This window comes from Amphritea atlantica, assembly GCF_900111095.1.
GTDB classification, from domain to species: domain Bacteria; phylum Pseudomonadota; class Gammaproteobacteria; order Pseudomonadales; family Balneatricaceae; genus Amphritea; species Amphritea atlantica.
On record NZ_FOGB01000010.1, the window covers coordinates 149,053 to 163,269 of the forward strand.

8 protein-coding genes are annotated in these 14,217 nt (G+C 51.8%); all 8 read right to left on the minus strand.

Annotated elements, in window-relative coordinates:
- Positions 1-21: 21 nt before the first annotated feature.
- The 8 genes from BMY09_RS15810 to BMY09_RS15845 all read right to left on the minus strand — a co-directional run bounded on the left by BMY09_RS15810 (position 22) and on the right by BMY09_RS15845 (position 13,988).
- A complete protein-coding gene (locus BMY09_RS15810) occupies positions 22-2,238 on the minus strand; it encodes a two-component system response regulator (protein WP_245756608.1) in 2,217 nt (738 codons plus the stop codon).
- Complete coding sequence (locus BMY09_RS15815; protein WP_091360238.1) at positions 2,213-5,083, minus strand: ATP-binding protein; 2,871 nt, start codon at positions 5,081-5,083, stop codon at positions 2,213-2,215. The genes BMY09_RS15810 and BMY09_RS15815 overlap by 26 nt, the downstream gene beginning before the upstream one ends.
- A gap of 9 nt (positions 5,084-5,092) precedes the next feature.
- A complete protein-coding gene (locus BMY09_RS15820; RefSeq protein ID WP_091360239.1) occupies positions 5,093-6,226 on the minus strand; it encodes an ABC transporter substrate-binding protein in 1,134 nt (377 codons plus the stop codon).
- Positions 6,227-6,283: 57 nt separating this feature from the next.
- Positions 6,284-7,441 (minus strand): ABC transporter substrate-binding protein, encoded by a 1,158-nt coding sequence (locus BMY09_RS15825; protein WP_091360241.1) that lies wholly within the window; start codon positions 7,439-7,441, stop codon positions 6,284-6,286.
- A 72-nt stretch (positions 7,442-7,513) separates the two neighbouring features.
- Positions 7,514-9,079, minus strand: a complete 1,566-nt coding sequence (locus BMY09_RS15830) for a hypothetical protein (protein ID WP_091360242.1) — start codon at positions 9,077-9,079, stop codon at positions 7,514-7,516.
- Positions 9,072-10,745, minus strand: a complete 1,674-nt coding sequence (locus tag BMY09_RS15835; protein WP_091360244.1) for an MFS transporter — start codon at positions 10,743-10,745, stop codon at positions 9,072-9,074. Before BMY09_RS15835 ends, BMY09_RS15830 begins: the two co-directional genes overlap by 8 nt.
- Entirely contained in the window at positions 10,742-11,893 is a 1,152-nt protein-coding gene (locus BMY09_RS15840; RefSeq protein WP_091360245.1) for a diaminopimelate epimerase, read from the minus strand. Before BMY09_RS15840 ends, BMY09_RS15835 begins: the two co-directional genes overlap by 4 nt.
- 268 nt (positions 11,894-12,161) lie before the next feature.
- Positions 12,162-13,988, minus strand: coding sequence for a GGDEF domain-containing protein (locus tag BMY09_RS15845; RefSeq protein ID WP_175483567.1), 1,827 nt, complete (start codon positions 13,986-13,988; stop codon positions 12,162-12,164).
- Between the last annotated feature and the right edge of the window lie 229 nt (positions 13,989-14,217).

Here is a 14,217-nt window from a genome sequence, read left to right on the forward strand (position 1 = left end):
CGAAGAAACCACTGATTCTGATCAGTGTTCAGACTTTTTAAGTGGCATATAGCCGTTGGAGGCCCGCAGTAACCCTGCCAGGTCATCCGCACTCAGCGGCCGGCTGAAGAGATACCCCTGCACCTCTTCACAGTCATGCTGTTGCAGAAATGCCAGTTGCGATTCATCTTCCACCCCCTCTGCGGTAACACTCAGCCCCAGATTATGGGCCACCGCGATAATAGCCTGGGTTACTGAGGCATCTCCCGGATCCGTGGTCACATGAGTGATAAAGGAGCGATCAACCTTCAAGCGGTCAATGGGGAAGCGTTTCAGATAGCTGAGACTGGAATAACCGGTGCCGAAATCATCAATCGCCAGCTGTACCCCCAACGCCTTTAAGCGGTGCAGGGTTTCAACCGAACCATCAACATCATCCATCAGCATGTTTTCGGTGATCTCAAGCTCCAGACAGTGCACCGGCAGGCCGGTGTCCAGCAGCACCTGGTACACCAGTTTTTCAAGGTTTTGCTTCGCAAACTGGCGCACCGAAAGGTTCACCGCAACCCTGATCTGCGGCAGCTCTTCCAGTTGCCATTGACGGGTTTGCCGACAGGCTTCCCGCATCACCCACTCACCAATCGGTGCAATCAGCCCGGTTTCTTCGGCGATAGGGATAAATTCAACCGGCGAAACAAAGCCCAGCTGTTTGCTGTTCCAGCGCAGCAGTGCCTCGACACCGACGATTTTACCGCTGTTCATCTCGATCTGAGGTTGATAGTTCAGTGACAATTCATTCTCAGCTATCGCGTGACGCAGATGACTTTCCAGCTCCAACCGTCGTTTTGCCACGACATTCATCGACTTAACAAATAGTTCATAGCCGTTTTTGCCCGCATGTTTTACATAGTACATAGCGGCATCAACGTTTTTCATCAGGCTGTCTACATCCTCACCATGATGGGGGAAAACAGCGATCCCAATGCTGGGCGTTATAACGACTTCATGCCCGGCAAGGTCGATCGACAGACCGATAGAGTCGAGCACTCTGCGGGCAACATTTTCGGCATCCATCACCTGATTAATTTCAGGCAGCAAAACGGTAAATTCGTCCCCGCCAAACCGGGCCACCAGCGGGGGCAAGAGATCCTCATCAGTATTGGTGAAGTGATCATTCAGACCCGCTGTTGCAGAGTGGTCAGCATGTCGGTCAGTCAGGCGGACACTCTCCGTCAGGCGCTGCGCCACCTCCTTCAGCAGCAGGTCACCGATTCCGTGTCCAAAGGTGTCGTTTATCCGCTTGAAGTTATCCAGATCCAGAAACAGCACCGCGCCCAGACAGCCTTTACGTTCTGCCTGATCGATAGCCAGCTGCACCCGGTCACAGAAGACACTCCGGTTTGACAGCCCTGTCAGACTGTCAAACCGCGCCAGCCTTAAGACCTGATCCTGAGCCCGCTTCAGCTCAGACACATCCAGCATGGTTCCGGCAATGATGGTGGCTTTACCCTGATCATTACAAAACACCTCTGCCTGATGCTGTACATTCTTAATCTCCTGTCCGGGTACACTGATACTGTGATTGATCCCGGACATAAACCCGGAATAACCGCAGTTCAACAGCTGTTTAAGCCAGTGACGCATCTGCGGCCTCTCGTTGGCGGGCACGCAGCGCAAGAAGCTGCGAATGCCGGTATCAGTCACTCCTCGCCGTCCCCCCAACAGCTGAAAAAACTGATCAGACCAGTAGACTTCGCCACTTTCCAGATGCCACTCCCAGTTCCCCAGCCGGGCAATCCGCTGAGCGTTACCCAGTCGGGTTTCACTCTTCTGCAACTGGCGCAACTGCTCAGTGGTATTGCTGGCCCGGATCATATAGCTGAGACGGTGCCCCAGTATTTTCCAGTTGAAAGGCTTGGAAACAAAATCGGTAGCGCCGGCCGCATAAGCCTCGCGCACCGAGTCAATATCGTCCTGTCCTGTCGCCATCAGAATAGGAACCAGCTTGCCACAGGGCATATTGCGTAGCTGACGGCAAACTTCAAAACCGTTCAGGCCGGGCATCTCCACATCCATCAGAACAATATCCGGCTGAGCCTCCTGGAAAATCTGCAGCGCGGCAATACCATTTTCAGCCAGCAACACTTCAAACCCCTCATGCTCAAGGGAGTGACTCGCCAGTATCCGGGCAGTGAGGTCATCATCCACCACCAGCACCCGGTAGATTGCGGGTTTACTCACCTGCGTGACTGTCATCATTGCCCTCTGCATGTCTGATCGCTATTAATATCTCCCGGGCGCTCAGGTAGGCCTCTTCTATCTCTGTCAGCAGTGTCGGGGCCTGGTCCAGCATGCCATCCCTGCCTACCTGCTCTAAGGCCTTACATAACTCGGCCAGTGTCATGGCCCCCAAATTATAGCTACTCGATTTAAAACTATGGGCAGCAATCCTCAGCATCTGTCCATCCTGTGCTGCCAGTGCCTGCTTCAACCGCTTGATATCGTCCGGCGACTTTTCCAGATAGGCATCAATAATTTTACGCAGAAAAGCGCCATTGGCATCCATTTCGATCAACTGAGATATAACCCCCTCATCGATAACGGCTTTGTCCAGCTGGAACTCCCGGTCATTTAACAGGGTTTCTCCGGCGACATAGTCTGTCAACCCGGCACCACTGTCCTCTGTTACCCCCTGAGGCAGCCAGTGCCTGAGAATATGAGCGATCTGTTTTTTGCCAAACGGTTTCGCCAGATAGTCATCCATACCCGCATCCAGGCAGCGCTGCCGGTCATCTGACATCGCATTAGCCGTCAGGGCTATTATGGGCAGGTGGGCCCGCTGTTCAGCCTGCTCCTGCTTGCGAATCTCTGCGGTAGCCTGATAACCATCCATCTCCGGCATCTGACAATCCATCAATACCAGCTGATAATCGTTCTCACTGATCATTTTCAGTGCCTGAACACCATTGGCGGCAAGATCAACCCTGACCCCCAACCCCTTTAGTGCCTGAAGTGCATATTCCTGATTCACAGGATGATCTTCCACTAGCAAAATATGCCCCTCAATGACCTCCCGGTCCCCGGACAGTTGCAACTCAGAGGGTTCAGCCTCGGGCTGAGCATCAGTTTTGGCCAGTGTCAGACCAAACCAGAAGGTCGTTCCTCTACCCGGCTCACTGGAAAAATCGATCAGGCCGCCCATCATTTCAACCAGTTGACGAGAGATAGCCAACCCTAGCCCTGTGCCGCCATAGTTGCGGGTGGTAGTGCTGTCAGCCTGAGCGAAAGATTCAAATATTACACTCTGATGCTCGGGTGAAATCCCCACACCGGTATCCGCAACACGAATCTGAAAAGAGAGATTCTCTTCGGTTTCTTCAAACAGCACTGCGGTCACTTCAATTGAGCCATCGCGGGTAAACTTAATAGCATTACCGATAAGGTTGGTCAGCACCTGGCGCAGCCGTACAGGGTCCCCCATTACAACGGTATTCAGCTCATCTGGCAGGTTGCAGGTCAGTTTCAGCCCTTTCTTTTGTGCCTGCAGATTGAGGATGGAGACCTGAGTCCGCAGTAGCTCTGTCAGATTCAAAGGCCGGTAATCCAGCTGCAACTTACCTGCTTCAATTTTTGAGAAGTCCAGTATGTCGTTGATGATATCCAGCAACCCTTCTCCGGAATAGCGGATCATCTGCATAAACCTACGCTGCTCATTACTCAGTTGGGTATCCAGTACCAGATCAGTCATCCCCAGCACACCATTCATGGGAGTGCGAATCTCATGACTCATGGTGGCCAGAAACTCACTTTTGGCTTTACTGGCACTGATGGCGATCTCTTTCTCTTTATGCACCTGCTGAATGGTGGATCTGATCGCCTGTTCCATAAACAGGAATGACTCGGCCAGGCGACCAATCTCGTCCGGCTTGTCCCGGACAAGGTTGAGAATTTTCTGACTCTGCTCCCCCTGACGGATAAAGTCTTGCTCTGGCAGGGATTTGGCATAAGAGGCCAGTGTGTTCAGAGGAGCAGCCATACGGTATACGAGAATAAATGCAGCGCTGATACTGCCCAGAAATATCAACCCGATTATCAGACTTTGCTGCGCGACAACCGCCCGGCCAGGGGCCGCAATTTCAGAAACCGGCACCACCACAGCGGAGTACCAGTCAAATGCTTTAAAGTAACTGAAATAGATCTGCACCTCGCGCCCACCGGTAAACGCGCTATGATGACTGATCGAGCTTTCTCCCCGCTGATAGGCGCTGATTATCTGTTCCAGAACCCCCGCTTTGTTCCAATCCAGATCATCCGTTGTGATCGTGTCGCTCAACCGCTGCGAAGGCGGCTCTATCAGTATCTCCCGGTCACCCCTAAACAGCATAGCGTAGCCTGTCTCAGCCACCTGAAGCTTATTGAAGGTCAGCCGCAGCGTATCGACAATACGATTCATCTGCTTCTGACTTTCCTCCTCAACATCGGCAAAACTGACAATGATTCCCATCGTCCAGCCCCAGTTTGCCAGAGGGAGAAAATAGCCCATATAACGTCCCCCTTCGGGTTCGCCTGGCTTATGCCAAAAGAAAATACCACTATCACCATCAGGCGGTAGCTGATCGAAACGCATCGCCTGATGTAGTTGCCGCCCTTTCAGGTCACGCAACCCCGCTATTGAGGTATCGGTCAGTTTTGGATCAGTTGAACCAACAATCACCCCGTCCGGGGCAAACAGGATAAGGTCGCCGTTATTAAAATCAACATCTGAAAGCCATTGACGGGCCACCTGTTTCGCGGCCTCCTCACTCAGCAGTCCTTGTGCTGAGACGGTCGCATAACTGTCCAGGACCGTTTGCCCCAGACGGGTGAGCTGACGCATATCCGCTTTAATTTTACTGAGGATATCGACCTTTTCACTGATCAGCTGTTCATAGCCAGCACGGATATTCATATCTGCCAGCTGCAGCACGTTGCGGGCTGATTTCTGTTCAGCATCCAGCATCGCCTGCCCCACATCACGCTGGGTGAAATACATCACACCTGCAGCCGTGCAGAGCAATACTGCGACAATCAGGGCGATAATTTTAAACTTGAAACTGGACAACATACTCAGTACTCAGGGTTGTTCTATCTGCCAATAAAGCTGATCCGCTGCAGCCAACAGATCTGCATTGAGGTAAAGTCCTATCTGCTCAGCCGTTTTCAGATTCAGGGTGATTCGGTTTGCTTCCGCAGAGCGATGCGCCAATGATGCCGGCACGCCTCCCTTAAAAATGCCTATTGCCACGTCAGCCAGAGCCTGTCCCTCTTCCGGAAACCCTTGCGCCTGAGACAGGCTCATCAGATACCCCAGTCTCACCTGATCCTGTCCATACTGTGAAAAGGTTGGGATACGGCGATGATTGGCTATCTCAACCAGCTTTGGAATGGTGTCATGATTAATCCCCCCCTGAGCGGTCACGTAGATGGCATCGACCTTCTCTACCAGTTCCCGGAAACAGTTAATCACTGAGCGATTGGCCAGCGACTGATCGGCCACATCACTCTGGGTATAGCAGTTGACTACCTGAAAACCTCGCTCTCTCGCGAGTCGTTGAACCGTATCGATAGACGCATAACTGCGGCCTTCAACACTGTCTTCATAGGCAACCCCCAGGGTTTTAAAACGGATCAGGTCATGAAACAGGGTCAGTTGACGCTCATAACGCTGAGGGTCTTCAGTGACATAGATATGTTGATAGCGCTCCGAATCCCGAATCAGCCCGATATTACGGGGGTTATTAACGGAGATAACCATCGTCGGTACCCTATGGCGATCAACAGCCATATCGATCCCGGCCCAGGTCCCCATCGCTATAAGCAGATTAATCTCACCGGCCTGGTTCAACCGGGCAATAACCTCTTCGCGCAACGCCGCACGGTTACTCCGGTCCCAGCCTGCGCTATAAAAGCCGTCCGGCAAAAATTCGAGGTAATCACTGTGAGCACTCTCAGTTAACCAACGCCACAATTCCCGGGCGGTTGTCAGGTGTTCAGGGATCCGTTGGGGGGTCACCCACCCCCGTGCCATCAGCCCCTCCGTAGTGGCTTTCAGGTATTGATAGTACTCGTAGTATTTCCCACCATGATAATACGCCACCCGCCACTTCTGCCCATGATTCAACACAGGCGAGGTGTCTGCTTCAGCCCCCTGAAGCCACCCCGTTGATAACAACAAAAGCATCCCCACCAGCCATGTCAGCCTTCTCATTTTCCCTGATTTTATAAGTATCACTCGCGCATATATCCTTATTTTTTTATTCTGGCTTTACTCTGAAGGGATATCCCGATACACCTCATCCGCGGCACCCAGGAGCAGTAAAGGAGGATTAAAGCCAACAATCTCAGCCGTTTTAAGATTGACCGCCATGCGAGGGGGCTCTTCAAACAACTGGGTTAGCTGGTTAGGCTCTGCACCATTAAATACCTTGGCAAAGGTGGAGGCGTGGAACTCACCGATATAGCGAAAACCAGCCTGGGACAGACTCAGCAACAAACCTTTGCGAACCTCATCTGATCCGGACTGAGAAAACGTGGGTACCCGGTTTTCATTCGCAATTTTCACCAGTTGACCGATGCTATTAGCGGTAACCCCTCCCTGAACCGTCACATAGATAGCGTCGACCTGAGGAGCCAGTTTGCGAAAACAATCGATGACGCTGGCCTCCGCCTTAGCGGTGTCACTAATGTCACTCAGGGTATGACAGCTGACTATTTTGAAGCCCTGCTGCCGGCTTTGCTTTTCGATAACATCTAGTGCAGCGTAACTGCGGCCGTTCTCAGTATCTTCATACGCAACCCCCAGCGTTTTAAAGTCCACAATATCATGAAAGACCCGCACCTGACGCTCATAACGGTTAGGATCAACCGTAGCGTGAACGTGATCATATCCAGAGTCATATACGCTCTTAATAATACCGGTGGAGATGGGGTCGCTGGCAGACAACACCATGGTGGGAGTATGATGGCGATTATTAGCGAGCGATTTCCCCGCCCAGGTACCCATCGCAATCATCAGATCAAGATCATTCTGGTTCAGCCGGGTAATGATCGTCTCAGTTAACTGACTACGCACTGTTTCGTCCCACTTCGCGGTATAGTGCGCATCGGGCACAAACTCAATATATTCACTGTGTATGCCCTGTTGCAGCCATTGCCAGAGCTGATCTGTTTGTTCGCCCTGCTGTTGCGGGATTTCAGTCTTTTCAATCCAGCCCAGTTGCATTAGCCCTTTAATCGTTTCAATGAGTACTTTCTGATAATCAACATACTCACCACCTTCAAAATAACCAATACGCCAGCGTTCACCCTGATTCATTACCGGAGCAGAAGAAAATTCACCATTATCAGTGAGCCCGCCCGCCTGGGTTAAAGGCACAGCCAGCATCCAGATCATCAGCAGCAACAGACGTTTAACAGATCGCATTATTCTCTCCTAACTAGGACTACAGAAACATTACACTCTTTTATACGCCTGTTTAAAACAGGCCCGCATCAATTAAAGATGCCTTATCGTGATTTTCTCAGATAGCTGCTCTCGCTGAGACCTCAATAGCTGCGTAAACCGGTTTTCCATCTGTAATGCCCCAGGCATTACATCAGCAACGGTTTCGGTCAGCGAAGCTAAGTGCGCGTCCCGCAGAGATATTTTCAGAATCACCTCAAGCTCTGCAGCACTAATGCTGCCGCTGGCCAGTATCTCAAGTAATCCGGCCGGCAGCAAAAACTCACCCTGCTCCACCAAGATCGTTTGCATACCCGAAAGATAACCATTGGTGACACTGTCATGAATCACCGCAGCCAGTTCCGGTAAATTATTCTGCTGCAATACCTCAACAATACCTGCCTGTATCTGTGGCAGGTAGTCTCCCTGATAATACCCCCCCAGGCAGGTCCCCCCCCGCGCCAGTGCAATAACAAGAAAGCAGCCGAACACCGATGGTAAAAGCCGGCCGTCACGAATCGCTTGAGAAAGTGCAGCAGGCTCGAAGCAAAAGTAATACTCCTCTCCATTATCATCGCAACCACAGAGTTGTAACCCACCTGAGATCTCTGTCAGCATCAGTGGAATGCGGCGAAAGCGCTTATCAATCCCCCAGAAACAGAAGGTTCCACAACCCGATGTTTGCAGCTGTTTAAGCTCACGCCTATGGGACCAACGTTGTTCTAAAAGAGCCTGATTCCAACAACCAGGCACCGAGTTCAGCCGTTTACAGACAGCCGTTATCAGCGGATCATTAAATAATTGTGCAACCAGACTGGCTTCGTTGTGAAGGTCTTTAAGAAACAATCCCTCTGCCAGTTTTTCAAGCTCAATCGTAACCAAGTCTGGCATACTAGCAGAGGAACAAAAGAGTCGACTCCAGATCCGTTGGTTTAAGATCACAGATTGGGCAGCATACCCCTGCTGCGACAAGACATCTTCAGACAGATACTCTGCTTCAATCAGCTCAAGCAACGTTTCAAGTAAAGCAGCATTAATCCCATTTCCCATCAAATCATGGACACGCTTAACCAGTTGCTGCAACATCGGCCTGTCCAGCCCTTTAACCCGGGCTACCAACTGACGCCTATATTTATTGGAGAAAGCAGGAATTCGCAGCGGCCAGCTCCCGGCATCCCAGTTGCAGGCATACAGCAGAGCCCCCCGGGGATAGGTGAGATTATCCAATGGAATATTGGCACAGGAAAAAACCGGGAGTGTTGTAACCCCTTCAACCTGAAGTTTAGCCAGCCCAAACAGCAAGCTGCCCTGAACGGATTGGGCAAAAAAATCAACTCCATGGTGATTCGTCGTCAAGGCGATCGGATGCTGAAGAAAATCTGCTGCGGTCCGCTCTGCTATCTGTACCCCCAACAAGGGGGCGACATACTCGTAAATAACATCAGCCACATCTGAGCGAGGCTGATAGCTCTGCGGGCTGAACTGACAAACCTGCTGAAGATATTCAGACAGTGTGCTGTCGCCCGATAACCGCAACACCCGATCAACCACCGGCACCCGATGACAAACATCGCCAAGCAACTGCTCAGCCATACCGGCGCCAACCTCGCCTCTATTCATTGACAACCACCTTAATTCTGGAGGCCGCTTCAACACGCTTTGGAACCCAGGTGAGCAAAGCAAACAGTACCGCTGTCATCAAATACGCTAAACCAAACAGCATCACTCCGGATTCTATATCGGTCATCGCAATAATAGCGGCAAACAGAACCGGTCCCAGCATCTGACCGACCCGGCTGCTGGAACGGAATATTCCCATCGCTTTTCCTTCGCCATACTGCGCGGTCACGGGTTGTTTCAGGACAAAAGCACTCTGGGCAGAAAGCACCAGACAGTTTGACAACCCCAGCAACAGAATTGCCAGGGTAACGGCGATAACGCCATCAAATATAGCGAAGACCAGAAAAGCAAACCCACCCAGCATACAGCCCAGAATGATCGGCGCCCGCTTTGATTCGCTCAGATCGGCAAAGCGACCTATCGCCGGCCCAAACAGCGCCAGTATCACGCCAAACAACATCAGCACCTGACCAATGGCGGCGTCATTAACCCCTGCACGATTCAGATAGAGAGGGCTGAAGTAGTTTAGAAAACCCACCACAGCAATAGATGCCGGCATACTGCTGAAGAGCACCGCCGCCAACACCTGCCGATCTCCCAGAAAGGTCAGAAAACCGCCGATCGGCCGTGGCTTTTGAGGGTCGGGATGTGCCCCTTGGGTGATTGTCACCGGTTCAGGTGTTTCCCCAAACGTAACCCAGCCATAGACGATAACGCTGAAGACGATAACCGCACCTGTCAGGAATACCGGGCCATAACCAAACTGCTCCGCCAGCACCGCTCCGGTTGCAGCACCGCATATACTGCCCGAATACAGCCCGGCAAACAGATGCGCCAGTCCTCTGGATTTATTACTGCTATCCGTGTTCCGGATCACATAACTTTGCGATGCCAGCAGCGTCAATCCATAACCCAGCCCCAGTACCCCGCGGGAGAGAATAAACTGCACCGCATCCGGAGCCAGCCAGGAATAGAAACACCCCAGCCCCGTCAGCACCAGACCGGTATAGAAGGGAGGCTTCCAGCCGCTTCGGTCTAACCAGACACCGCAGCAAAGGATCGCCACGCCGACACAGAGAAACTCAACCGATATCGGCAGGCCGATTAACAGATCCGGACTCAAACCACTAAAGCTCTGGGGCAATGTTTCCATATGCAGCGGAATAAACGCCATCGACAGGTCAATACCAAACAGAAACAGAAAAATAGCCGGGCGCATCTGTTTGTAACGTTCAGGAGGTTCAATCCGCCTCTGGCGACAGCGGCTCTGCTGCAACACAGCCAGCTCCAGCGATACCAGACAGGCAATTAGGAGTACAGTGGCCAGATCAAACAGGCTCAACTGTTTATTCCCCAACCAGAAATGCTGCCAACAAAGCAACCCGAGAGCGGCACCACTAAGCCCCATCATCATCCGGCTCATCGCTTTACCTGTTAACGCGCCACTGCGGCCTGGCAACCCCAGAACCAACAAAAACAGCAATAACAGCGAGGTGGAGGCAGCGGCGGCCCCCCAGAGAACGATCTCATTTAAACCTACGCCAAATCCTGCCCGCTGATAGGCAGCAAACAGCAGTAAAGCGGCTAACAGGAGAACAGCGTAGAGCTGCAAACCGCCCCACAGTAATGCCCTGAACCGTTGCCCCTGACCTGATTGTGCCGTCATGTTATCAGCCTTTTAAGCTCAACTGACTCATCCAGTGAAGGGGAAAGCTTGCCCACCACCCGATGATTATCGGGTAACAACCGGTAAACTCCATCAAACAGCATGACCGGAACACTCGCCAGGGACCAGCCGCCATCAGAACAATGGATCCGGATCCGGGCTTCTTTATCATGCCAGCGACAGCGATGCGGTAAAATATCGATCTCGACCAGATCAGGCTGGCAGATATGATGATGGATATAGGCTACCGCCAGGGCCCCGGTACCACAGGCAAGTGTTTCCCTGTTAATCCCCCGTTCAAAACACCGGTTTTCAATCACTGTTTCACTCTGTTGTCGTGCCAGGTTAACGTTGATCCCGACCGGAAAAATCGAGCTATAGCGTTGATTGAAATACTGCCCGATATGCTCTACCAGCCAGGTACCAAAGTTCTCTCGACGCTCTTTAGTCCCTCCCGGGGCAGTGCTACCGAAGATGCAGTCCGCCAGTTCGGGCAGTGAGAAATCCCGGTCCGGAAAGATCACCAGATGAGGTTCACCGGTAAATACAAGATGCGCCCTGACTTTCAATTGCGTTGCGTGGGTAAAACCACGCAGGTCTCCTTCACGAAACCTGATGGTCATCTCGGGGTAAAAGTCGATCGTCGCGGTCAAAGGGGTCGAATGCTTTGCCCCCGCCAGTTCAACAGGCGTTCGGCGGGGATGCCCAAGGTTAACCCAGCCACCCTGCGGATCATCACCGGCACCGATCTGAATCACTTTTGGGGTCTGCAATGGCACTTCCGTCATAATCGAAGCGGATGACACACCATGTTGATTGAAAAGATGGCTGGCGACACACATTAAGCCGTTGCCGCAACAGAGAGCTTCTTCGCCATCTGGCTCAAACATACGAAACAGATATTCCGCCTGGTCAGCATTCGGCAGCGTGTGCCAATAGCGCCTTGCAACCGCGATCGATTCCAGTGTTGCCGCATTGCAACGCTGGATAACCAGCAGGTTGTCACACCCTATACCGAAGCTGGTATTAGTCGCCTGAAAGGCAAACCTGGACATCTCAGCTTCGGTGAGCCACGAGTGCTCCGTTGCATCTACAATGACAAAGTTGTTACCGCATGATGTGTACTTCACAAACGGAACTAAGTTCATATCAGGTTTCCGGGGGTATGGGTTAGGTACTTCATATCCATATCCATAGCCAGGCTATATCAGACCGGTCAGGATAATTGCCTGTAAATCCCCCTGACCTGTCCGCTGCCGACAACCAAAGGTTGATATAGTATCGCATGTGCTCTGCCAGGGTTAATTCTCAGATAATAGAAACCAAACGCGTGTTTAAATTATTCTTTGAGCAGCAATCTATCACTTGCCCGCTTAATAAATCAAATAATAGGATACCCATTACGGGCCAGAGTGCTCAGCTAACCACTTGATTTCGACCGGTTAGCTTAGCCTGATAGAGTTTATCATCGGCCTGGTGCAGCACTTCATCAATGCCACAGTCTCCTGGCCAGGTGACCACTCCAGCACTGAACGTCAGCTGCACCACTGCGCCGTTTTCAAGCGCTATCTGACTCTGCTGCACAGAGATCAGCAGTGTCTCCACCAACCGGTGGGCTGTCGAAAGATCCGTATCAGGCAGAAGCAATACAAACTCCTCTCCGCCAATACGACTAAACAGGTCGGTTTTTCGCAATACTCCCTGCATGATTCGGGCAAACTCTTTCAGCACCCAATCTCCGGCAGCATGACCATAGCGATCATTGATCTCCTTGAAATGATCCAGATCGATCATAGCAATCGCTATTGTGGTGTTTAACCGTTGCGCCCGGTGGCGCTCTTTGATCGCTTCCTCATTTAAGGCCCGGCGGTTCATGAGCCCGGTCAGTGCATCCTCCCGGGCCAAACGGGTGAGTTTGTCTTCACTGCGTTGCAAAGCATTGGTCATACGATTGAAAGCGCTGGCCAACTGACCTATTTCATCGGATGAACTCACCTCGGCTTTTACCGAAAGATCTCCCGCCTCAACTTTAGCCACCGACTGTTTCAGTCTGACAACCGGGGCGACAATGTTCTGCGCCAGCATAAAGACCAGAACAAAGAGCAGAAACATACTCACCAGCAGCCATGTAGACGCTTCCAGCAGCAGCTTTTTTCCCCCTTCCCGCCAGCCGTGATCGGCGATAAACACCAACAGGGATAACGATGATAACTGGTTGATAGCCTTCTGATACTCTGCAGCGGACACATTCAGAGTCGTTGTACTCACCTGCTCCATCAGTTGATTGAGCACCTGTTCATCGGCAACGGGGGCTGATGCCACAAAACCATCAAACTGATGCCTGAATGCCCCCGATGGCAGACCCGATTTTTGCAATGCTGCGACACTCAGATAGCGGTAATCAGATTCAAAGCGTAAAGGGTTATTTCTCAGCAGCACGACATCCACCGTGTTGATACCCCGGTCTGCCAGACTGTTGCGCAGATCATTAAGGATCTCATCGATCTTACTGCGGTCCAGAAAAGCCGTTACATAACCTTTGAGATGCCCATCACAGGAGAGCAGAGGCTGGGTAAAGAGGAATGTATCCCTCTCAAACAACAACCCCAGAAGTGCGGCTTCCTGCCCCCCGGCATAGTCAATATGAATCGGAGGTCGGGCGATATGTGAGGTCAGCCTGAATATTCGGTTTTGCAAACGGCGGTAATCAACAGAATCGGCATCGCCTCTGCGTTCCATCTCCAGCGCCTGCATAAACAGTTCGTTCTTTTGCTGTTGTAGTTCAGGTAAGTCATCCCGCCAGCGTTGAAATAATGCGTCTATATGCTCAAAGTGCCAGGCATCAAATAGCCAGCTCCCTTGCAGAGTGTGTGGTAGCTCGGATTGAGAACTGCTGGCACGGGCTGTCAGGCTGATATCCACTTTGCCCTTTTCATCGGCAATGATCAGCGCCGAAAAACCCTGACTCTGTTGCAACACATTGCGCACTGACAAGACAAAATTATCAGTGCTGCCCACGTTATCGCAGCTGTTAATACTGCTACCCAGAAGCTCGAACTCACTGACTCTTAAACGGAGAAAGTCGTTAAGCCGCTGAGCACCTGAAGTTGATGCCAGAGAACCAATATTGCCAATCTGTTCGGCGCTCGCATCCAGCTGCACATGATAATAGCTCCAGGTAAAACCCATCACCGGTAGTGCGACCGGAAACATCCAGAGCAGGATTTTGGTCAGCAGGTTCACTCGCAACGCCCCAGCAAGCAGCATACAGAGAGTAGCAACACCCTCATTGAGACGGTTGCATCACTGTCGGACGGTGTGTCTCGTCGGTTTAACAGCCCCTTAGCACTGAAGCCTGGAGCATTTGAAAGCTGCTCTGACATAACTGGCACAACGCCTCTCTCCACGTTGGGTACTCGCCCGGTAACGGTAAGCCTGCCTTTCATCATAGCGTCTGATCAGGTTTGTGCAG

Bases quoted from the DNA above. Each gene is read 5' to 3' on its own strand.
- BMY09_RS15840 (WP_091360245.1), bottom strand. From the start codon at position 11,893: ATGAACTTAGTTCCGTTTGTGAAGTACACATCATGCGGTAACAACTTT.
- BMY09_RS15820 (WP_091360239.1), bottom strand. From the start codon at position 6,226: ATGAGAAGGCTGACATGGCTGGTGGGGATGCTTTTGTTGTTATCAACG.
- BMY09_RS15825 (WP_091360241.1), bottom strand. From the start codon at position 7,441: ATGCGATCTGTTAAACGTCTGTTGCTGCTGATGATCTGGATGCTGGCT.
- BMY09_RS15835 (WP_091360244.1), bottom strand. From the start codon at position 10,745: ATGACGGCACAATCAGGTCAGGGGCAACGGTTCAGGGCATTACTGTGG.
- BMY09_RS15830 (WP_091360242.1), bottom strand. From the start codon at position 9,079: ATGAATAGAGGCGAGGTTGGCGCCGGTATGGCTGAGCAGTTGCTTGGC.
- BMY09_RS15810 (WP_245756608.1), bottom strand. From the start codon at position 2,238: ATGATGACAGTCACGCAGGTGAGTAAACCCGCAATCTACCGGGTGCTG.
- BMY09_RS15815 (WP_091360238.1), bottom strand. From the start codon at position 5,083: ATGTTGTCCAGTTTCAAGTTTAAAATTATCGCCCTGATTGTCGCAGTA.